The 24,623-nt window shown below is 41.4% G+C and carries 7 protein-coding genes and 2 pseudogenes; 4 read left to right on the top strand and 5 right to left on the bottom strand.

Annotation, left to right across the window (positions count from 1 at the left end; all coding sequences use genetic code 11):
* The first annotated feature begins 358 nt into the window (after positions 1-358).
* The 3 genes and pseudogenes from tssH to KP803_RS22020 form a co-directional block, all read left to right on the top strand.
* Positions 359-3,070, top strand: coding sequence for a type VI secretion system ATPase TssH (gene tssH, locus KP803_RS09715; RefSeq protein WP_248008628.1), 2,712 nt, complete (start codon positions 359-361; stop codon positions 3,068-3,070).
* Positions 3,057-4,422, top strand: a pseudogene (locus KP803_RS09710) (sigma-54 interaction domain-containing protein); the annotation flags it as partial. The gene tssH and the pseudogene KP803_RS09710, both read left to right, overlap by 14 nt.
* Positions 4,423-4,577: 155 nt before the next feature.
* A pseudogene (locus tag KP803_RS22020) lies at positions 4,578-4,739 on the top strand (helix-turn-helix domain-containing protein); the annotation flags it as partial.
* Positions 4,740-4,833: 94 nt separating this feature from the next.
* On the opposite strand, the gene KP803_RS21970 reads toward KP803_RS22020, so the two are convergent.
* From KP803_RS21970 to KP803_RS09690, 4 genes are all read right to left on the bottom strand, one after another.
* Positions 4,834-9,579 (bottom strand): OmpA family protein, encoded by a 4,746-nt coding sequence (locus KP803_RS21970; protein WP_248008626.1) that lies wholly within the window; start codon positions 9,577-9,579, stop codon positions 4,834-4,836.
* Complete coding sequence (locus KP803_RS09700; protein WP_248008625.1) at positions 9,579-10,646, bottom strand: membrane lipoprotein lipid attachment site-containing protein; 1,068 nt, start codon at positions 10,644-10,646, stop codon at positions 9,579-9,581. Before KP803_RS09700 ends, KP803_RS21970 begins: the two co-directional genes overlap by 1 nt.
* Positions 10,647-10,712: 66 nt before the next feature.
* Complete coding sequence (locus tag KP803_RS09695) at positions 10,713-12,425, bottom strand: hypothetical protein (protein WP_248008624.1); 1,713 nt, start codon at positions 12,423-12,425, stop codon at positions 10,713-10,715.
* Positions 12,426-13,079: 654 nt separating this feature from the next.
* On the bottom strand, positions 13,080-22,421 hold the full coding sequence (locus KP803_RS09690; RefSeq protein WP_248008759.1) for a tandem large repeat: 9,342 nt from the start codon (positions 22,419-22,421) through the stop codon (positions 13,080-13,082).
* Between the two features lie 350 nt (positions 22,422-22,771).
* Here KP803_RS09690 and KP803_RS09685 point away from each other — a divergent pair, with 350 nt between their 5' ends.
* Positions 22,772-23,752: a peptidoglycan DD-metalloendopeptidase family protein gene (locus KP803_RS09685; protein WP_248008623.1), complete on the top strand. Its 981-nt coding sequence runs from the start codon at positions 22,772-22,774 to the stop codon at positions 23,750-23,752.
* A 173-nt stretch (positions 23,753-23,925) separates the two neighbouring features.
* On the opposite strand, the gene KP803_RS09680 is transcribed toward KP803_RS09685, so the two are convergent.
* Positions 23,926-24,261: a hypothetical protein gene (locus KP803_RS09680; RefSeq protein ID WP_248008622.1), complete on the bottom strand. Its 336-nt coding sequence runs from the start codon at positions 24,259-24,261 to the stop codon at positions 23,926-23,928.
* Positions 24,262-24,623 lie beyond the last annotated feature (362 nt).

Raw genomic sequence — 24,623 nt, 5'->3', positions numbered from 1 at the left:
ACTCATAAAAAACAAGCACTTAGAGAAACACCCAAATGACACATGATATATTAACGCTTAATTTCTTGTTCCAAGAAACAATTTCTTGTTCCAGATATTAATTTATTGCTGACCGATAATAAAGTCACAATAACCATATTCAAAACGATTATAAAAGTCATTACAACCACGCCTTTAGTTATAATAACTAGCATTATAATAAATATAACCAAGGTAGGCTTGGTTTTCATTTACAAATAACCTTAGCCATTAAAATTAACACTAATAAATCATAGTCAAAATATCTGATTAAAAATAAGCGAGTACAATATTTAGTATAATGATGCCAATTTCATTAACTAATATATAAAGACATTCAATGATAAACATAAACTTATCCTCTTTAATTCAGCGCCTACACCCTATTGCTAAGATTGCATTAGAAGATTCAGCCGCACTCGCTGTTTCTGAACGCGCTAACGAAGTTCAAATTGAGCACTATTTATTAAGCCTACTTGAGCGTCCTAATAGTGATTTTGATGTGTTATTAAGCCATTTTGACTGCTCAGAAAACCTTTTGCGCCAATCTATTCGCTCTACGTTAGACACGTCGGCTAAAGGTAACGGTAGCAAACCCGTGTTTTCATCACTTCTTATTGAGTGGTTACAAGAAAGTTGGTTAGTTTCTTCTTTAGATCTGTCTCAAACCAGCATTCGTTCCGGTTCTCTATTATTAACATTAGTGAGTAACCCTCTACGTTATGGACAACACGGCTACGCCACGTTATTAGAAGCCATCAACCCTGACAGCCTAAAGCGCAACTTTGCTGAATTAACGAATTACTCCATTGAAAACCAAGTCGCGTCATCAGAAAAGACTGAAGCAAGAGAAGAAGGCTCCGCACTTAGCCAGTTCACAACCGACTTCACTGGTAAAGCTCGCAACGGTGAAATTGACCCGGTGTTTTGCCGTGATAAAGAGATTAGACAGATCGTTGATATTTTAGCCCGTCGTCGTAAAAACAATCCAATTGCTGTTGGTGAGCCGGGTGTTGGTAAAACAGCCGTTGTTGAAGGGCTTGCACTAAAAATCGTTCAGGGTGAAGTGCCAGATAACCTAAAGGGTGTTGAACTCTACGGCTTAGACATGGGGCTATTACAAGCAGGTGCAAGTGTAAAAGGTGAATTTGAAAAGCGTTTAAATGGCGTACTCGAGGAAGTAAAAAACTCTCCGACTCCAATTATTTTATTTATAGATGAAGCGCATACACTCGTTGGTGGTGGTAATCAAGCCGGTGGCAGTGACGCAGCAAACCTGCTTAAGCCAGCCTTAGCTCGTGGTGAAGTGAAAACGATAGCCGCAACAACGTGGTCGGAATACAAAAAGTATTTTGAAAAAGATCCTGCACTCGCTCGCCGATTCCAGTTAGTGAAACTTGATGAGCCGTCACCAGAACAAGCCGCTCTTATCATTCGTGGCCTATGCCCAGTGTACGAAAAGTCACATAAGGTTTATGTAAGGGATGATGCGATTACGACAGCAGCAATGCTTTCTGCACGTTATATTTCAGGACGCCAGCTCCCTGATAAAGCGATCGATGTTCTTGATACTGCGTGTGCACGAGTCAACATTAGTTTGAATGCTGTTCCTGCGTCTGTAGAAACGCTTCAACAGCAGTTAGCCGCTCAAGATCGTGAATTAAAAGCGCTTCAACGTGATGAGCTTCAGCAAACGGGTGACAAACACAGCGTCGCCACCATTCCTGACCTTATCTCTGCAATGGAAGAAACAAAAAGTGAGCTTTCCATTCTAGAAAAGCAGTGGCAGGAAGAGAAAACTCAAATCGATGAAATGATCGCGTTGCGTGCGCGATTACATCAATTGGTCTCGGATGATGAACATGCCGACTCGCAAAACTCGACTGAAAACGCCAATGACAAAGATTCAGATGCTGACTTAATCGACGATACTGAGACTGAACCATCATCTTACTCTGAACTGGATGAAGAATCAGTCCGCATTGCAATCGCGTCTTGCCAAGAACAGTTGGACGCAATTCGCCAAGACAACCCGCTTGTACACTTCGAGGTTGGCCCTGATGAAGTAAGCCACGTTATTGCAGATTGGACGGGAATTCCAATGGGTAAAGTCCTCCAAGACGAAGCCGCAACCACTTTAAGACTAAAAGATAGCCTGACGGAAAGCATCAAAGGCCAAGAGTTTGCAATGCATGCATTATCAGAAGGTATTCAGACTGCAAAAGCTGGCTTAGGCAACCCTGATGCGCCAACAGGTGTTTTCTTATTAGTTGGCCCAAGCGGTGTTGGTAAAACAGAAGCGGCTCGCGCGATTGCGGATCAATTGTTTGGTGGTGAACGCTTTATGACGACCATTAACATGTCTGAATTCCAAGAGAAACACACAGTATCACGCCTAATTGGCTCTCCTCCTGGGTACGTGGGTTATGGTGAAGGCGGTATGTTAACCGAAGCGGTGCGTCAACGCCCTTATTCCGTGGTATTGCTTGATGAAGTCGAAAAAGCCGACCCTGAAGTATTAAACTTGTTCTACCAAGTATTTGATAAAGGAACACTTAATGATGGTGAAGGTCGTACTATTGATTTCAAAAACACACTCATCATTATGACCAGTAACCTTGCAACGCACGAAATTGAATCTTTAGTAAATCAGTCTAAAGAGCTTGATACTGGTGTAATTGCAGAGGCTATCCGACCAACGCTTAACAATCATTTTAAACCAGCATTGTTGGCACGTATGTCAGTGCTCCCGTTTGTACCTTTGAATGATCAAGCGATGACGGAAATCATTCACCATAAGTTGTCTAAGGTGTCTCAGCGTCTGGAAAGCAATCATAAGCTAGTACTCAAATACGATGATGCTTTGGTTGAGTTTGTCTTAGGCAACTGTCGACTCGCTGAAACGGGCGCACGAAATATTGATGCTGTGATTAACCGACAACTCCTTCCCCAGTTATCAACTCAACTATTGGTACACGATAAAGACGAAAGCCATAGTCAAATCAACGTGTCTGTTGATGAGCAGGGAACATTAAGCTATGCGTTCAGCTAGTCATAACGAACTTAGCAATGCATTACTCGCGATCAGTCAGTCACTGTCTGATCGCAGTCAGCTTGCTCAAACCTTTGAAGCGGTGCTCACTGCCGCTCGGCAAATGACCTTCTCAAAACACGGCATTATCTATGTGTTAGACCAAACCGGAGAAGCGTTAATACCGAGTACAGTTCACCATAACGAAAAGGTATTAACGTCACACCCGTGGAAACCATTAGCACTTGATAGCGCAAGTGAAACCGACCCCTTTAATTTCGCCGTTCATAATGGTGAAGTGGTATTGCTGAACGATCTATACCAGTACAACGGATACGATTGTGAAGGCATTTATCAATGTGAAACGATCTTAGGGGTGAAAAGTACTAACCTACTCGCATGGCCTTTAATCGACTGCACAGGCAAAACCATTGGGCTATTGGTGCTGCTTGATCTCAATGTTATTGATAACGAAACGGCCCTAACCGAGTTTTGCCGAATGGCCGCAAGTTCAATTCGCCAAGCGGTTTGGTTAGAAGAGTACGGGCAAGTGATTAAAAACTTAACTGCCGACAATCAAGCGTTAGCACGCGAAAACTCACAGTTAAAAAAACGCACTACAAAGAGATACCAAGGGCCGATTGCAGAAAGTAAAGCGATGACCGATGTTTTACAACGGTTAGACCGCGTTCTTTCGCTGCCTGTTGATGTCCTACTTCGAGGTGAGACAGGATCGGGTAAAGAAGTCATTGCGAAGTACATTCATGACAACTCCAATCGCGCTGATAAAGCCTTAATTGTTCAGAACTGTGCGGCCATTCCAGAACAGCTTTTGGAATCTGAATTGTTTGGCCATAAAAAAGGATCATTTACTGGCGCAGACAGGGACAAGGTTGGGCTATTTGAAGCGGCGAACGGAGGCACTCTATTTCTAGATGAAATTGGGGATATGCCTTTACTGCTACAAGCAAAGCTTCTGCGTGTATTGCAAGAACGTAAACTCAGGCCAATTGGCGCGAACAAAGAGATAGACATTGACGTTCGTGTAATCGCCGCTACCCACTGTAACCTGACTCAAAAGATCAAAGACGGAAGTTTTCGTGCCGATTTGTTCTATCGATTAAACGTCTTCCCTATTACCCTGCCACCACTTAGAGAAAGAGAAGATGATATTCTACCTTTGGCCGAACATTTCATTTCTCAAAGTGCACTCAGCTTAGGGCTTTCTCAAGCGCCAGGGTTTACTGCAAAAGTAAGAAAAGAATTACTCGACTACCCTTACCCGGGCAACGTTCGTGAGCTAAAGAACATTGTAGAACGTTCTTTGTTGCTCTCTGATTTAGAAGTCATTTCCGCTATTGAGTTTGGTGATAGTGAGTTTCTAAACGATAGCACTAACAACGGCTTCTCAACCGATGGGATACAGTCAACTACAACCCATCAAGAGCTTCATAACGCTAGCATTGGAGATACGGTTCAAACAAAATCAATCGCTACAGGGAAAAACGGAGCGAATGATATTAAAAATGCAGGGCTGAAAGAGACCGTTGGGCAATATGAAAAGAACGTTATACTCGACTGTTTAACCGCGTGCAATTGGCATACTAAAAAAGCCGCAGAGCAACTCTCTCTTCCGCTTAGTACCCTTAACCATAAGATGCGTAAGTACGAGATAAATGCGGTGGATTAGTACGTAATTACGTTATCGGCCTTTGAATCAACCATAAAAAAAATCCCCTAGCTCATTGAGTTAGGGGATTTTTTATAACTACTTTCCAAGTGTTTTAATCAAGTTGTTTTAACTCCAAACTTGGTGCGCCACGCGAGTGTGAATGCTTGGTCAACCACTCTTTGAGATGTTCGATTCTTTGCTCTTTCGTAAGTGTGTTCCAATACTGCGCTGCACTTGGATCATCGGCAGAGCCCAAATCCGTATTGCCTGACCAAGGATTTTTTTCAGATGCTAAATCATTAATAGCCGGAGCCAACAATTTGCTGGATGGCACTTCATAATGTTTCACTAAACCAGCTTGCCTCAATGTCGAAACAAAGAGATGCGTACGGAACTCATCCGCCTTACCAAATGGCCTCAAACCAACTACTTTCTGCCCCGTTGGTGCAATGTAGTCAAGCTCAAATTTCATGACGTAAATAGCTTTGGGCTTCCCACCTTTTAAATTACCTACATAGTCTGAGAGATTCTCATTGATGTGTTGTAAAGCTTGTTGAACAAACTCACTCTTAGAAGCATCATCCTCACCATTGCTGATAGTCTCGCTTAACTCCAAATGGTAAGTATTAGTTGAAGTTAAACTTCCCTCTCTATCCTGTTTGTACTCGGTCTTCTCATTCGTTTCAACACGTCCAAAATTATGCATTTTGGTATGGAAAATAGGGCCAGTATCGGAAAGCTGCATCTGCATTTGGACCGAATCCGTGTCGAGCGACATCTTGCTGTATGCTTCGACATTAATTTCATCAGCCAGTATTGCGATATACACGCTTTCTTTTTTATTAGTTGCCCAATTAAAGTTAAACGCGGATTCGATTCGATTGCTTTCCGATAAGAAACGGCGCTTACCCGCTAACTCAAACGCAGCAACCGTAATGACATTTCCAGTTAGAAGTAACGAGGTATTGTCTGCCATTGAAGAAGAGGTACTTCGGACAAAGTCCTCAATCATTAAATCTTCAGCAGAGAGACGCAGCTGTTGATTATGCTGGCCAGTGTATGTCATTTGAGCATGTGGTTTACTGTCGACCCCTACACTGAAAACACTTGATGGAACGATGACTTCAACAGTATTGTTATCGCCATGCACTCGGCGTTGTTGGTTGACTTTAGCGATTTCAATATCCACATTACCCAGCCTAAACTTATAGTCCATGTCTCTATGATGTTGCTCTTCAAGCCATAACTCGAAAACTGACTTGTCTGAAAAACGACTTTTGAACCCTAGGAATATGGAGTCCAACGCATCTTTTGGAAACAGAGGTTTCACACCCTGAATTTCGTGCCTACCAAACCAGTAGCTAGGTTCAAACTCACAACCCATTAAATACTTCGAATCACCGCCATTTTTTATTTCTTCAGCGTACTGTTTGTCAAAATAATCAGAAATTGCACTATCAGGATCGACCGCGAAATCTGACTTACTTTTCTTCATAAACAGAGTTTCAAATTCTGGCCCGTGTGCATCCCCCCACGAGGCAATTGCTCGATATTTCAGGGTTTGGAAGAATAGGGACTTGGATTTGTCAGACGCATTTTTTTTCAATATGATCTGTAGCTTAACTCGGGTAAGCGGAGAGATGATTCTGTTACCAGAATCAAGTAGCTCTTTGTAGGGCTGCCATTCTTTCGTACCCGTATTCCAAACAAGTAGACGAGAAAATCCGATATCGTCTTTATTAACATTTTGCTTAGTAATATCAAAGTCACGGGCAAACTGAACCAGTGGGTTTTCGAACTTGCTATCTAGATAAAGCTGAGTTTGAACTGGGAAGCCGCTGTTAAAAATACCGCCTTGAATCTTCTTACCCAAATACTCGTAGCCAGAGATACCCCAGTAGCTCATCGCTGATGACTGCTCAATTCTATTCACCCAAGACTGAGCTAAAGAATAACCCGAGTACAATGGCATGTCCCAATCTTCCGACATGACATACGTTTCAATAAACTCTTTCACTTTGTACTTCTTAACCTGCGATTCCAAATCACGCGAGAATACTGAACTCGATTTCACCGATATTGTTGCCAGCAGCTCCGTTAAGCAGTTAAGCGCATACGCCCTTAAAATGAAACGCTTGATTAACTCATTTCTAGTTAAGCTGCTTTTCAAATGCTGCGCGGCTTCTTCTGCACTGAGTGCTTTAGCTTCAATATCAACGTTCACAAATTCATATTTTTCCAGCAACACTTTATTAATGCGGCCCAGAACAACTAAGTCATGTTTGTTCGCAAACTTTTCCTTGATCTCTTCAAAGATCTTATTGCCATGGAGATCGTCCATAAAGTCTGCGGCGCTCGTCATGAGAGAACCACTGTCTTTGCCCATAAAGTACATAGCTGCATAGGGAGCTGCGGGCGTAAACAATGCCATACCGCAAAGCACGTCGATAGTCGACATGATCATCTTGTTCTTGGCGTCGTTCGCTTCAATGCAATGAGATTGCCAGATCTGGTGAATGCTCTCTAGCTTCATTGCACCGGTTCGGCTCGGCGGTAGAGCAACTTTATAGTTTGGTATCACTAAGCGAATATCTGCTCGGCGGTCCATGGCTTGCTCAGCACTGTCAGAGCGATCATTGTGATCCGAATAGTTCTCTTCACTCCCTTTGACTAATTGAGACTTACCATACGCATGTGTAGTGATTCTCGATGTTAGCGCAGACTCATCACTAGCATTTTTTAGAATGTGGTCACTAACAAAGTTCACTCTTGCCTCAGACACCCGCATATTGGCTTCTGCCGTGCCAATCAGCCCCGCAAAGCCTTCAATCACAACTTGGTAATCAAGGTTATCTTCTAGGAACTGGCACAAGCTTTCGCAAATGGCTTCGAAATTAGTGTTTGTTACTTCGATCTGATTTTCTTTTTCAGCAGAATTAAACTGAAAATAGAGACTGATGGCGACGCCTTGCTGGTCTACAAGTACAGTGGCCCCTTCGCCAAGAGCTTCAGTGACTTCCTTAGCCTGATGTTCCCATTCGTCCACATTGTCGTACTTTTGGACGTAAGTCAGATGCTGCAAATACTGCTCGGCCATGTTTTCTAATTGAACGAAAGCTGACTCCGCATCTTCAATGGCTCCGGTGTAACCTTTGTAGTCTTGGTACATTTCATACGCACTTTGCGCAGTTTCCATGGCCTTAAAACGTTTACTGAGATCGCCCCGATACCAAGACTCCGACATCCTACCCATTGTGCGTGAAACTTGGCTTTGACCTTCTGCCAGCTCCCCCATTCCGTGTAAGCGCCTAAAATAATCCATATCCAGAACGTTGTTTTTAAAAATCAGCTTAGCCGAATCAGCAGCACTGATGCCTCTGCTAGCCAGTATCTTCGCATCGTTAAACTGCTTTAGTGACTCTTTAGACGCGGAAAGTGCAGATGCCAGTGCCAAGCCACTCATCACAAACGAAGGGATTTCACTTTTATCTGAGCTTTCCCATAATGCAAGGCCTATAGTTTCTGCGAGTTCACTGGTTGAACCTGGAATATTCGGGCCATTTAACGTCACAAAATCGCCCATCACCGATTCTGCCGTTTTCATCAAAGTGCCAGTGAGAGACATAGCCGCTAAGCCCGGTTTAACAGCATTTTGGTCAGTGAGCCCTTTGGTGGCAAAATCAGCGTAACTTGGATGTTTTTCTGGAAACTGTTGAATCAGTGTCTCTTCAAGGGAAACCATGTCGCCACAAACACAAGCAATCTTGCCAATACCTGGGGCGGGTTTAAACTGAAGTTTCTCGTGCAGTTCATAGCGATATAGTCGTTGCGGGGTAGAGTCGCCATCTTTCGCTACCATGGAGTAATTCACATTGGCGTGTATCACACTCTGAGGTAGCTCTACATCTACTTTGTATTGGTCTTGATAGAACTTTTTATAATCCTCTTCCCAAAATTCGACTTGAATAAGGTAAAAGCCATCATCAACCAAATTGGAATCTAAATTGAACATCGCAATTGGCAAGGCGTTTTGAGTTTCATCTATCACTGGAGCTGAAACCATCGCTTCAGATAAAACTTCATAAACAGGGGAATTATCAATACTCGGATCAGATGCACCCATAGTTTTAATCAGTGTGACTTTAGCACCTGCATAAAGTGGGTCACTAAACACAACCGCCACAGAATGCATGTAGGGCATCATAAAGCCTTTTAACGGCTTGCCCTGTTCTATTTTTTGTTCACGCCACTGATTGTACTCTTGTTGTTCTTCGGTTAACGACTCTTCCTCATCATACTTCGCAAGCTGGCTAGGCAATATTTGAGTCAATTTAAATGTACTGTCTTTACCAGTAAAATCTTCATTAACTGCCTTAGTGAAAGAAGCAAGATTTTCTGCCAACGTTTTGTTATCGCTCGCACCCTCTCCGCTGTCTGGTTCACCAACCATTTGGGCAAGTAAGTTCAAGGGCGGAATCGTCAGCTGCAGGCTTTCATCGGGGTGGATTCGCTCTTTGCGCGCACTGTGGCGTAACACTACATTTTCCAAATCGCTACTCTCTTGGTCGGTACCATTAAATACCGCGCACAATGAGTCGGGCTTACCTAAAGAGATTTCTTTTAACTTGCCAAACTTATCACTGCCCCATAGCTGTGGGTCGCCACTTTCTACAAAGGCGTCAATCATAATTGGAGTGAGGGGTATTGGACGAACCTTTTCTTTTAGAACCTCCACGTTCTCAGAGCTCGTAAGGTCTTCAGTTATGTTCCATTGTACAAAATCAGTATCATCGCCTTGTACATTAGAATCATAATGAACTCCAAACAGGTAATATTCTTCAGATACGTAACAAGTCACTACTCCACCTCCTTAAACCAGGTGCCATCATTCGCTAAGGAGTTGTAAAGGCTACTTTGTTCTAGAGATCGATTCATACCTAATGGACGCCACTTCCACGCCTGTTTCGTTTCGTTGTCTCGAACATCCATTACCATGGCGTGACGAACACCAGTAGCAAATCGACCATCGAGGCCAAGTATGTAGGGCATATAATTATTGTTCACTTCCGCTGTTTGATTTTCTATATCAATAAAAAATCTGTGTTGCTTAGAAGCTACCCAAGCATATTTTCCTAGCGGACTTATCGAACGATACTCAGCACGTGCTTCTCGCCAGTTCTCTATAGTTTCATGCCAAGGAATACTAGATATACGTTCATTACTTTTTTCATCAAATGTACCGACTCCAACATCAGATACGTTATACCTAATTCCTTCAATAATCACTCCTGTATCGCGTATAGAGATATCAACTGGAGTTTTCTCATGCGTCTCAGCATCCCATCTATAAGTAGCTGGCCCGTGACTACCTCTGACTAAATAGTACAAATAGCTGCTGTCTTCTGCCCATAAAAAGCCATTAGGGCCTCTACGACTCGTTAGACTATGTATTTCTCCTGTTTCTAGATCATAAACGGCTTCACCATCTACTGCTCTTGAGTAAGCCAAGTAACGGTTGTTTGGTGAACGAACCATTTTCCCTTTACCTGTTAGACCTATCAACGGGTCTTCAACAACAAGGCGTAGATCTGTACCGTCCGTTTTCATACTCCAAATTTTTGCTCTCCGCTCATAATCAGAGTACATCGGGTGGCTTTTATCTGACATATTGGCCCAGTAGAACTGAATGCGCGGTAAATCATAAGAACTGACATCGCTTAAGTCTTCTCGCGGCCACTCGTCGGCACGATAAATGTAGTAGCGCGGAAACAGCTTCTCTTGGTAATCAAACGTACCTTTCTGTTCGCTCACTTCACTGGGAGCCATCACGTAGTAATTGTGCTCTCCTACGTAAATCTTGCCATCGTCTTCACTGCATGCGGCAAGCAAAATGGCACTGAGAAACGCTAGTAGTATTTTTTTCATTTTCTAACCTAACTGATTTAGCCTTAAAGCTGACTCAACGAATAACTGACTTAGCTAGTCATTGAATCAACCCAATAAACTGGAAACTGGGATATCTTCTTCAATGGTGATGTAGTACTGCTGCCCTTTACTTAAGTCGGAATGGGCGGCTCGAAGAAGATCGACGGTTTTTACCTCCGGTGGAGGGAACGCAAAATGTAGGGTGTAATAACCTGCTTGATCTTTATGAGACGAAGATAGATAAGTACGGCTAGACCAGTCTTCATCTAGATTTCTAATCTCGAAAAAATCGTCTTCTTGATCAACATCGGGCTCATGTAAGTAGATCACCGTAGGCACAGAGCCGCTAGCTATCTTAAGAGCAGCGATATTGCACTCTTGTTGGTCTTTGATTAAAGCTGGATTAACGTCTTGAGAAACGTTATTCGATAGTGCTGTTAGCGGCCCCTCTGCAGCTTCGAAATTATGCTCTTCACTGTAAGCCATCAGAGCTTCCAGCGATAAACTAGAGCTTTGTGGATCTTTCTCCAACTCTTCAATCTGGCTAATGGTAAGTGGCGCCTTGCTGCAGTGCACAAACAAGTTATCTTGTATCTCACCGTTGATTTTGTATGGCAGCCAAATGTGTGGCAGTGGGTTTCCTTGACTGCGCCTTTCAAGACTTAACCCTGCACGTTTAGGGCTTGGTAGAGTTTCCAATAAAATAGGGTCATGTTCTATATTGTGGAACTTGATCTCTATTTCTTCACTGCTCAGCCCCTGCACTCTGGCTGTTTGCTCAAGCGACAACCATTCTGTTTTGAACACCTCGCCATCTTGAATGATATCGAAAGGCTCTGCCCCCATATAACACTCTTCAATTAAGGTCGCGCCATTGATATCAAGGTGACGTAAATTTTCTGCAGATGGTGGGGTGGCATTGCGAAAATAGTCGATGTCGATATCAGAGAAATGACCGTTTTCTTGGATTTCAATTTCTCGCCATACCTTGTTGTTCCACACGATGTAAAAGCAACCCACATCTTTGACTGCATACTCTTCGCCTTTGTGGTCAAGTGGAACTACCGGCACCAACACATTATCCCACTCGTCCATCTTCTCGTCTTTATCAACAGGGATGATGTTGTCTGCAAGTTTGAGTTTGATTGGCGTTGGCTGATCGACACATGGGATCTTGATGTAAAGCGACTTGGCTTCGTCTTCTAAGCTTTTAAATGTTGTTAGGCTTCGGTGGCTGTTTTCTGCATCAGGTTTTGCGTTGCTTACTTTTTCAGGCTGTGCTTCGGTCTTACCTAACATCAAACAGGCAGCATGGTTTCGCCACTGTCCAGCAAACTCAACCACAATCTTTTTATCTGGACTTGGTTCCACTGGATTATAGGTATAGTTTCGCGCCAAAGGTACATCGTCAGCTACTTGTTGGTATCCAGCTTTGGTTTGCTTTTTACTCGGCTGATCTTGTAGGCCGTCGATGATACGCATAAGTGCTGGGTATGAAGATAATTGATCATTAGAGATTGGGTACTGGCGAGGAAACAACGCTAATGCGACCCACTGCCCTTTAACCAATTGAGATTTGATGCCGGTTTGTAGGCTGTAAAGATCCTTTCTAGCTGACAGTGGCAACTGATCTAGCAGTTGTTTTGGCAGCTGAGCGATAACATCCTGTGATTTTCGCATACGCGAAAGCTGCCTTACACACTCATCAGGCGTAAGGATATAATTAAGCTCTTTGTTGGTCACTTTAGAGCTTGGAACAAACTTGCAAGTTAATTGCATTTATTTTCTCCACAACCAAGGTTATAAATTGGCCGCGGTAATAGTTAAGTTGATAAGACTTAATATAACGGTTTGGCTGGTAAGATATTAAACAATTGAAATGATTTATTCAACACAACGAGACTATTAATGTCATCAACAAACATTCATTAAAGTTATTAATTAGGCCAATTAAATTACGGGAGTGGTAATACCTGAATAAAGATCACAATTGTAAATTGTCAATCGACATTATTGATAATTAGATTAATAACAACCAAGCCTAGTGTCAAAACAACTCAAATAAAAATAGAGGGTTACACGGAGAACGTAATAAAAAGGGTGTGGTCATTACAACCACACCCGAAAGGTGAGAACAGTCTGAATATTGCAGTATGATACAAATCTTAGATAATTATTCGCCACCTAACCAAGTGAAGTCTCACTCAGAACAGGACCGTATCGGTTAAGATACATCCGTATTTTATCTTTGATTTATCTATATCTCAACGTGTCACAATGTCAGCTTAAATAGTTACTTTTATAAGTACTCACCCTAACAAACGGATTATTAAATTCGACTCATGCCATACTTTTACTATTACTACATTCTATTCCACTACTTTATTTATAAGTTACTATTAAATTAATTAAAAATAATTTCGAATTGGACGTTTAAGCAGCCAGATTAAGTGCGAGACGACCCATACTCAGTGTTTGATTGCCCATTCGGACAATCACAGGATCTTCTACAAGTTCAAAGTCAGTACTTGTGTTTGCATTGGTATAACCATTGTTACCTGATGCTGTTACTGAAATCGTTCCAAGTGCTAGCGTGTCGACCTTTGCGACAATGCTCCACGATCCTCCAGAACCAATGGTTGCCGCTTTCTGAATTTTTCCGCCATTATTATCGGTTATTGATATTTCAAACGTTTGACCTTCACTAAAACGTGTCGTGACGCCACTAATAATCAACTCACCCGCATCCTCAAGGCTTACATCTTCAATAGGGTTAAACGTTATTGATGGCTTAAGCACTAAAGGAGTTGAAGTATGATCATTCCCTGTATTTCCATTACTATCGGCGAACCCCCCGATTGTAACGGCTAGCGTTTTTATCGCATTTTCAATACTATCCGGCACAACTATAATTCCAACCCAAGAGGTTTTTGTATTTGAACCTTTTGTCTCCCAATCTATCTCAATACCACCAATATTTGAGCGATTTGGTATGGTCACTCTAGAATCAAATTCAACCTCGACTTGTACTTCATCGTGAACGTCGGCAATTTCAGGATCAATGCTCACTGAACTAACTGTAGGTTTTGTAAGATCCAGCGTAAATTCACTACTAGCAACTACTGCAACGGCACCGTATTCGTTTGTACCTGAAACGTTATATGAAATAGGGCTACCAGATGTTAGATCCGATACATCCACGACTTTGTTCCATGCCCCACTACTATTGATGTCTACTTCTATGAAGCTCTTACCTTCAATATCAAGGGTCAGTTTATCTGTACTTAAGAATCGGTCACTTGCTCCTTCGAACAGTAATGATTTTGCTTGTTCTTCATTCACATCACCTTCAATTGGTATGATAGTGATATGTGGCGTTAATGGTAACGAAGTATCAGTATAATCGTCACCCATATTACCAACACTATCTTGATAACCCTTTATTGTAATGGGTAATTGAAGGTCATTGATGTTTGCGCTTACCTCAACCGTGCCTTGCCACACTAGGCTATCTGCTGTTCCGCTCCAGTTAATCGTATTGCTTCCAAGTGTTGAGCCACTCGGTTTGGTTACCGGTTTATTGAATGACGCTTCTATGGTTACTATTTCAGTGTCATCAGCGAATTTTGGAGTAAGAACAACGCCTGCAACTGAAGGTTCGCTCGCTTCTAGTGTGAATGTCTGGTTGCCTTCTACAAATACTGCCTGCGCATTTTGACCCTCTACGACTAGTGATATTTCGCCATCATTTAAGGCTTTCAGGTTAACGTTAAAATTCCATCTATCATCACTCACGTTTATTCTGTCTTTAATAACGGGACCACCGCCATTTTCACTCGTAAAGGTGGCACTCAATCTATTACCATTAGGAAAACGTTCAGTGCTTCCAGAAATGTAAACCGACTCAACGTTGTCTTTATTTACTGTCTCTACATGATCAACAGTAATTGTTGGTGTAATTGGTAGTCGGTAACTCGTATCAGGCAGGCCAATATTACCCCAGTTGTCTTCAAAATCGCTTACGGTCAACTTATGATGGTCACCCGAAGTGTTACCAACAACAAATGCCCCTTCCCACGTGGTTCCTGATCCCGTTAACCCCGTTACCGATTCACTACCCAGTTTAGCGCTAATACCTGTCACCGATTCATTAAATTCAAATGTGACGTCTACCGTTCCACCAACTACTTGATGTATTGGACTAAATACTACGCTTGTTAAGGTAGGAAGTTTGGCGTTGATTGAAATTTCGCTACTTTCACCACGACCTGGAATTGTATTTATACTTTGATAGCTTCCTTCTTCAACTTCTAAGGTAACTGTTTTGTTTTTGTCGTCATTTGGGCCTCGGTAATTTACTGCGTAGATATTGTCACCGACCCAACTTTCCGAACCTTTAACTAAAGAACCAACATCGCTACCTTCATTTGCGGTTAACCTAATTGTTATATCATTTTCAATAATCGGCTCTGAAAACAAGATAGTTACTGTTGTTTCTTTTCCTCCACCTATGGGTGCATTTGGATAAAATGAAATATCTTCTATAAATGGCTGACTCGATTCAATAACCGTTACTTCTTCTCTTTCATGCGAAACCGAATTTTCAGCTAAATCATTAGCAAATACTTTTACATCGTAATCACCAGCATCGACTAAGTATTTAAATGTATAAGCATCACTGCCATCAGCGGGTGGAATTGTTTCCATTGGGTTAACATACTCTAGCGTTCCTCGATTGAATAATTGTGACCATACTTCATTTAAGTTCTGATCTTTTACTACGGCTGTTACCTCTACAGGGTATTTACCAGTTACCGGAATAGACGATGTTTGCTCTGCAGTCACAGTTCCGATTTGAGGATCGTTGAAGTCGATAACGGTATTCACGTTAGTATAGCTCCCTCCCAATAGATCAAACCGCGTAAGCTCACCGCCAAACTTGTCAATTAATTTTAATGTCAGATCATATTGGCCTTCCCTACTCGTTAACGATGGTAGTTGCTCGTTAATATTTGAAGACCCATTAAAGCTACCATTGACTTTAATGGTATTTAACTCAGGGTCAGTAGGTGTCAACATTAGCTCATAGGTATCTAAGCCTATAGCTGCGCCTCCCTTTGTACTAATAGTGAAGCTTTGATTGATGTTATCTAAAATTAAATTGGTATTTTTAAATTCAACATTAGGAGAGAAGCCCAACTCGATTGTGGGTACAGATACATCAACCTCTATCCAACCTTGGCTAACATTCCCTGCCTTATCAAATGCACGTATTTGTACAATTATCAGTTTATGACCTGATAAATTCTCTTCTGGCACTTCAAAGTATTGCGCAGACCCAGTTCCATCCTCTGGTCTATCTCCTGGGTTTTCAGGATCGTCACCTGGTGGAATACCGATATTTGGAGCACTACTATAATTAACCTTGTCAATACCGCTTCCTGGCATATCCGTAATATTAAAGGTAAATCGAACGTACCCTTCTAAGTCAGGAGATTGCGAAACTGTAAAGTGTTCACCAATAATTGGCGGAACATTATCGACAATAACAGATACGCTAGTGTTACTGACCTCTCCAAAAACATCCGTTCCAACTATTTCAATTGTAGCCCCCTCTATATCTTCCGCTAGGTCAGCTCTAAATGTCGCACACCATGTTTTAGTATTGGTTAGGGCCTTAGACTGACAAGATTTTGGATCAGAAAAGCTACCATCAATAGGTGATGAAAATGCATCTAATCGAGTGTTGTCATGTATTTCATACTCAAACTCTACCTCTAGGTTATCTCCTCGGATTATTTCATTTGGTATAGGACTCAGAATATTCAGTGCCATTTTCACATTCGGTTTTTTTAATTCAATCGGAATGTTGCTTGATGGATTTCCAGCATTATCCTTCAAACCACGAATTTCAAACTCATGCACTGGGCTGGTGCTATCAAGAAACTCACTATATTTACCAGTATAGGTACAACGCACAATTCCAGGCCCTACAACCCCACTGTCGCCACACATACTAGGGTAGATAGTGTGTCGTCCAGACATTCTGAATAGTCTTGGGTTTTGGCCATCTGATATATCTACACCTGACAATGTATCCTTATAGTCCAGGTCTATCGTGATCATTTTCTCGCCAGTGATAAGGTCTTCAGAAACCTGATTACCGTGTAAATAATATGAACCTTCATGTTCAACTGTTGGAGTATCAATATCCATCATCTGAAAGGTGAATTTTTGAATGTTCAATGTACCATTCGTCGCTTCTGTGCGCGTAATTAACGTTGCTGGGTATTCAATATTTCTGTCAGTTTCTAATGAACAACTGTATTTAGTTGGATCGTTTACTGGCAATCTAGTTGAATATGCAAAATCATTATCAGGGACACCGTCTTCCTGATAATTATTTCGTACCCAACATTCGACAAACTTTGCAGGAACTTCTCCAGATTGTCTGAACTCAATATCTAGTGTGCTATTTGCAACATACTGTTGAAAATTATTTGGTGAGGTAATTGTGTGGGTAGCACCAAGACGCTCAACCCTTTGGTTCGTATTCCATTTCCCTACGGCTCGTTGCTCCTGGTTAATGAAACGGACCTTATTAAATACATCGGCTTTAAAATAGTAAGTTCCATCTAGGGATAAGTTTTCACCTAATAGGGCAGCTTTCCAACCCCCCTCTTCTGGTGTCTCTATAAATGTTACTGATGTTCCATCTTGATCGCTTGGTATGCTTGAATGACGATAAAATGCTTCAATGGATTCGACCCCTATTTCGTCTTCTATATTTAGTACAATATTAATATTATCATTTTGTGTAATCGGCCCGTTGATAACTGTTCCATCATCATATTGGAACTGGTGAGACGTAACATTTGGCGCTGTGTTATAGACGTTTACTTCAAAAGATTCCGTCGTAGCATTGCCTCGAACATCTGTCGCTGCAACCTCTATATTAACAGTACCATTGCTTGAATTATCTAAGGGAACCATCCAGTCGGTTGGCGCTGTGCCATTACCTCCAGGATGAGTATCTCGATAAACCCAATATCTTAAGCTTTCTTCATTTATGCCTTCAGGTGATTTGTCACCACCAGGGACGTAATCAGTAGCGTCAATCCTAAATTGGTAGCTGCCTAAGTAATGAGCGTCAGGGTTTAAGCCACTTAAGTAAATTTCTGGCCCTTCTCGGTCAAATAGAACTGGTTCAGGCGTTGATGGGTCGCTTTCAAATCCATGTTCATCAATCGCCTTTAAATAGAGCTCAATATTTTTGTCTTCTTCGATCACAATCTTATTCGTATCACGCTCAACCAGGCTAATAGGAATTTCTTCTCCTTTATTAACGTCATTAATTGTAATAATGGGTGTATCATTTCCTACCTGGTACAGCGAGACTGAAGCAATAGCAGAGTCATCCTCTAGCGAATCAATGGTCACCTTAAACGTTTTACCTAAAATATCACTACCACCTGATCGCGAGTCGACTACCCAAGGACGAGTCACATTAATATCAGGTCCTTTGTTGTCAACTTGGAAAGTAAACTTGCCTACGTCGCTTTGATTTTGCGGATAGGCATTATTTTTAGCGGTGACAATAAACTGATTTTCATCACTGTAGTTAAAGTCACTCGCCACCAATTGAACTTTAATTTCAGGTTGTTTACCTGTTAGGTGTGTAGTATGTGAACAATCTTGGTACTGTGAATCACATTTCTCAAGTGTGTACTCAGTCAGTGAACCAAGCTTTAACTTCACATCAACACTTTCAATCCCCGATAGGCCTGGAGTAACTACCGGTCTCCATTCTCCATTACCACTAAGCTTACCTTGTATGGTCTCACTTTCTACTAGGGGTTTCTGTGTATCTATATTCACTTTAAACCGCGGTGCATTCAGTTCTCTTGCTGAAATCGAGTTTTGCAGATTATCGGTTGCTTGTGCGTAAACTGTCCATTCACCGTCACCTGGAAAAATTGATGTTTCTTGATACTTACAGGCATCTTCCGTACATAAATTGACTGAAAAATTATTGTGACTATTACTTGCAAAACGCACTGGGCCATACACTTCATCAGGGCTGCCAGGCTTTGTAAAGACAAGGCTTCTATCTTCTACAATATCATCAACGAGGTCTTCAACATCAAACGTTAATACTAGGTGAGTGTCGGACACATTAAGGAACGTATCATCATCGCCCGTTGGGGGCCTATACGTAATTTTAGGGGGTTCGTTATCTAAGTGGTAAATCGCTTCATACGGCGGGTTATCGAAGCCATGATCATTACCAACGGTATCTGTTGCACTTACCTCCAGCATAAACTGTATATAATCTGAGATATCTGGGTTACTAGGGTCGTCACTATTCAACGTAAATCTATACGACTTTTCGTAGGGGTTATTAAAGTTATCATCACTAGGTGTAGGCGTAATATTTGCCGGAATACCATTGATAAGATCATCTTCAGTAAACCAAAGTGAATTAAAAGCCACTTTCTGGCCGCCATCATCTACAATACCAGACGGGTCCTCTAGGAGAATACTCGCATCAATGGCACCTGCTACATAAGTTCTATTATTCTTTTCATAAAATCTCCCTTCTTCGACTTTTAGCGTAATGGCGGGAGGTTGTTCATCGATGCTGCCTCCTTCATCATCTCCAAATATACTTTCGCCGAAAAATTGTGGATATGCTTCCGATATTTTATTTGCCCACGCTTGGGCAACCGATAATGATATCCCGTGATTATTGGTTATATTTCGGTAGTAATATTCGGCCAAGACCTTGCGGTACGTCTCTGCTGAAAGTTTTATATTCCCTATCGTGATTTCACCGTTGGCTCCTCGGCCATTCGCTAGGCCATCATGACTTAGGTCATCATAGAACGCTGCAACAATGTCGACAGAGCTTGATAAAACATCTGTATCAGCCAACGCAACCAGCGCCTCGACGAGGAATCGATGGTGGAATTCATCATTTAGTGTTGGCGGAATGGTACCGCGCAAATCTTCATTCGTCGCATAACGAGTATCCGTAGGATCGAATCCAAAAAAAGCATTATTTTGCAGTGCAAGAGCCGATTTTACTTCGTCTAAAATTGTTTTAGCTTGGCTATACGTTTTCTGCCCATTACTTAAGTTATGCCATTTATAATCAAATAACCCAGTGTGGTATGCAGACAACTCTGTTAAATAAAACTCTTGAGACCCATTTAAAGGGAAATAGACACCAATGCCCGAACTAATTAGGTTATGGACTTCTTTGTCCTTTGAAGGGTCATCTTCCCACTGATAATACACCGCATTTCCAGTGAGCCGGATATGTAAAAAATCAAAGTTTGATACATCAGAAATAATGTCACACGATGCTACATCAAGCGCCTTGTTACCGGAGCGAATTTCACTATCCCTATCGGTCTGACATGCGCCTGCTGGTATGAACCCTCCATTGGAGTCTAACCCTAACAGTTCAACATTCACGCCTATAAATGGAGTGATGACTTTAAAACTTGGAAGATCAAATGTATTTCTAAAGTAAACTTCTTGAAGAGCACTTTTATTACCAGCCTCGTCCGTTGTACTAATGACAAGTTTATGGGCGCTATTTTCTGTTTTGGATGAAAATGTTCCCCCGAGTATATCCGAAGTAAAAGGAATGTAATAAACCATTTGTTCAACATAGTCGTTACCATCAAACACTATTTTTTCATGAGGAATGTTAGACGGTTCACTATCAATATGTGACGTAGATGTTATTTCAGTTACAAATCTATAATTGCCATTATTAAGTTCGCTTTCATGATATTCAACATTAAGTTGTAGTTTATCGGCCGAGGAACCTATCAGTCCCGAACTTTGCGGATCATAAATTAGAACTCTGACATAAGGGATTTTATTGGTCTGTAAGATACTGACATGAAAATCTTCAAAATCTACACCTTCAATATTCTTGATTCCTTCTGAAGCATACGCATGTTCAATTTTTAAGTATTCGTTCTTCGTTTGAATGTTACTTTCAGTATACGTATTGCTCTCAAACCTTTGACTCAAGTGATTTCGATCACCATTAGAGGAAACAACCACAAAATCCATATTGGTTGTCGGGTATGTTATCGCTTGATTTGGCGCTTGCGCATCCCGCCTTACTTCATGCTTCGCTTCACCTCTGTTTCCAACCATATCTTGTGCAACTAACGTGAAAATTGTTGACGAACCTAGATCTTGAGTTAGATACGGTTCTTTAAATTCACAAACCCCTGGATTTATTGGATGTGGATTACAGGTAGTTTCTACTGTGGGTAAATTTGTTCCAGATATTTCCAGTAAAGTAATTGGTGAGTTCTGTTCTGTTACTGTGCCATAAAGCTCATATGTACCATTCGCACTGCCAATAGTACTTTCCGACAATACATTAATAACTGGAACTTTATTATTCCACTCAAACTCTAGTGGTACACCATCGCCTACCTGATGTTTGTTACCTAAAGCATCTTCTGCGTAAACCACTATACGCGCAGCTGATACATCTGATTCTCCTGTATCAGGGGAAATACTTAGCGCATCTAGAGTAAGTGTATCGATTTCAACATTGACATCCGCAACTCGTTGCCCCCTCTGGAAGTCATTGAGTTGCAGCGCACATAGTCCGTCACCAGCGCCTAGATCATAGCTACACGGTATTTCTAATTCCCAAAAGCCATTTTGCCATGGGTTCTCACCAACTTGGTACTGAATAAAGGCGCCGATTTCGTCTATCCCAATATTGTCAGAAACCGTTACATCTATTTTATCAATCTTCGATAATACCGCATTATCTGTTCTTTCCACTTCTGGTGGATCTGTATCAATATCGTCGCCATCTCTTGGTGGAATCACACCACTTCCCCCACCTCCAGGTGTGCCAAGGGTGTTAATTTGATGACTGAACTCTATGTAGTCTGAAGATTGTGTACCAGAAATGTTGAGCTCAGGGTCATTTACTACAATCAAGACATGTTTCGCTAACCCAGCCGTATATAGATCGCTCGTGACACGTTGCATGCCAAATGTTATAGGAGTTTGCATACCTGTATGCGGATGAACTTCTCGCCCATCTAGTAACCCATTTGAACTCACGTCACGATACTGGATATCAGCAAGGTGCATCGATGTATAGACGTTATTGGGGTTTCCGTATTTTTCTATCAGGTCAAATGACAATGATGAGTAAGCGGTTAATAACGCGCCATATTTATGCCCTGGTGTTGCAAAGCTACTTTGTCCGCCTTGCGTTATGTCTATCGGTCTTGTGGTATTAACATCAAAGCCATAAAGACCGTTAATGGCCTGCAAGGATTGATTGACAGCGTACGAGTCACTCACACCGTTTTCTATTTTAAAACGAGCCAACCCCGCAACCATGTTGGTTAACGGAGTCACCATTAAACTGTGTCTTTCACCTTCTTCGTAGTTAATGACACTATCAAGCCTGAGAACTTTTCCGTTACTAACAGATACCGTCTCGTTGGTGAGTGGATCCACATAACCGCCACCCTGTGCGCTAACTAACAACAATCGATTAGACGCTTCCAAGCTCATAAAGTAATTGCCGAACGCATCGGTGGTTGTGCGCCCTAATAACTTACCTATCTGGCCATCAACGTATTCCCATACATACACATTGGCACCTGAAACCGGCGCATCGTATACGATACCTGAAATGCTGCCTACCTCTCGTGACGGAGGTTCATTTGAATTCCCATCTCCACTATCTCCTCCGCAAGCACTGAGGATCACTAAAACCAAAGAGGTAATAAACCATAATTTAAGCCGATGTAATTTATTTATTAGACACATAGTAATGACACAATAGTAGTGATATAAAATTAGTTGCGTCGATTATATTTCCATCACTGATTTTCTCAATCTGTCACTTTTTCCATAAAATACCCCCTTTTAACTAGCATAAAAGTGGTTAATTCATTTAAGTGAACACTCTAATCAGGTAAACCATTATTTGTGCCAGTCAAAACAGCGCTTTTACGTATAAATTTGGCCCGATTTTTTTTTGTAAAATTGCTTATAATCGCCAAAACACGCATAATTTTTTCTTTACTGGTCTATTTAGCACGTCCGTTAGGAACATAATGAACTCTATCAGTCGAATATCCCCAAGCAACAAACTTAGAGTCCCTTTTGTTATCTTTTCTATCATATTGATCATAGGAATAGTTGGCCTGATATCTATAGAGTTCAACAAGAAAACAAGCATTTATAACCAAGACAACCTTTGGAGAAAATCAAACAACGATTTCCATTTGTCTTATCCATCTGAGTTGAACCAATCTAATATTATTAAACGAGAACATTATTCAGGTGAGGTCAAATACTCTTTTATCAGCTCCATTATGGATTCAGGGCTTCCTTCCAATGTTGCACATCAATTAATTAACGTAACGCTGGGTAAGCTCGACCATTTCGATCAACGAAATGACAATGCGACATTTTTAGTACAAACCAAATCGAACAGCTATGATAATAAAAGTCGTTTAGAAGCCTTTTTATATAAGACTTCTAGCTATTCATTCTATATTTTCAATTCCGAAACTAACGAGCTATTTAATCAGCATGGTAGGTCATTAGTAAAAAACGAATTTTTAGTAAATCCAACACAAGATCACTTTCGTATTTCATCCCAATTTAGTCACAATCGACTACACCCGATTACCCAGCGTTATTCTCCACATAACGGTACCGATTACGCGACCCCGATCGGCTCAAAAATAGTATCAGTAGGTAATGGTGAGGTGGTTTCTTCTCGATTTAATCGCCTTGCAGGGAATTACATCGTCATCAAGCATTCTGATAGCAAAGTTTCTCGATATTTACACCTTTCCGAGTCTTTCGTTTCTAAAGGGGGCTATGTAACCAGTGGCGAGGTTATTGGGCTAAGTGGAAACAGTGGAAGAACGACCGGTCCCCACCTTCACTTTGAGTTAATCGTAGATGGCAGGCCTATTAACTTTGAAGAGTACATTAACAACCAAGAAAGGTACGAAGAATTTGCAAATGATTACTCCGACGAAGCGGTTCAAACCTATCATGATCTAAAACAAGCGTTACTCTAGTTACTTTAACTAAATGTGTACAACTTAATTAGATGCAAATAAGTCAGCTTTTACCTTAAAATACAACGACATTCATAGATATAAGCTGTATTAGTGTTGAAGTTTTCAGGAAAACACCTCTAATAATGCACTTGAAAACCCATAGGGTAGCCATCGCTGTCCTATTTTATAACTTAATCACTGGAAAACTTCACATGTGGCCACGATGCATCAAAACCGATTATGATGTCGCTACAACATAAACCAAAATGCCACCTATTTTTATCTTTGCTCGTTGAGTCCAATCGAATAATATCCCATGGGAATGTGAGGTCGAGCTCTTCATCGGTTGAATCTAACTGCGCTTCAACATAGCTAAGCGTGATATCCTGAAATACCGCGGAGACTTCGTCTGTCAAGTCAGTCCAAGGGGCAACAACTAATACGATGCGAGCTTCTGAAATTTCTAGCTTCTTTACTGCATGGGTACCGAAATCACGAAATAGCACGTTTTTCAGTTTATCAGTCATGTATCCTCCTATTACCTAATTCTCCTTATCAGTACTTATAGGATAGACCAGCGTAAAACGTTCAAGTACCAATAACACCTCCTCTTTAGCCGCAATGGCGAGCAGCGTGTTATATTTTGGTTAATCCCGATTACGCCCCCCAAAAGTCGATAATACCCGTATTGATAACCTCTGTTCTGTGAAAAAAGCGTTAGGACTTTAAACTTTAACAAGGAATTGAAAATGTCATAAGCTCACAACCTATTCCGATGTAAAAAGTAAAATTAAGATTCGCTTTTTGCCTTACATACAAAAAACGACCATACTTATGGTCGCTTTTCTTATTTGGCCTACATCTTAGTTCAACTAATAAGTTGAATCAT

The sequence above is a fragment of the Vibrio amylolyticus genome (genome assembly GCF_023145695.1).
Lineage (GTDB): Bacteria > Pseudomonadota > Gammaproteobacteria > Enterobacterales > Vibrionaceae > Vibrio > Vibrio amylolyticus.
This window is presented reverse-complemented; position numbering and strand designations above follow the sequence as displayed.

What these genes read in the sequence shown, in the direction of transcription:
- tssH (WP_248008628.1), top strand. Translation starts at nt 359, where the DNA reads ATGATAAACATAAACTTATCCTCTTTAATTCAGCGCCTACACCCTATT.
- KP803_RS09700 (WP_248008625.1), bottom strand. Translation starts at nt 10,646, where the DNA reads ATGAAAAAAATACTACTAGCGTTTCTCAGTGCCATTTTGCTTGCCGCA.
- KP803_RS09695 (WP_248008624.1), bottom strand. Translation starts at nt 12,425, where the DNA reads ATGCAATTAACTTGCAAGTTTGTTCCAAGCTCTAAAGTGACCAACAAA.
- KP803_RS09685 (WP_248008623.1), top strand. Translation starts at nt 22,772, where the DNA reads ATGAACTCTATCAGTCGAATATCCCCAAGCAACAAACTTAGAGTCCCT.
- KP803_RS09680 (WP_248008622.1), bottom strand. Translation starts at nt 24,261, where the DNA reads ATGACTGATAAACTGAAAAACGTGCTATTTCGTGATTTCGGTACCCAT.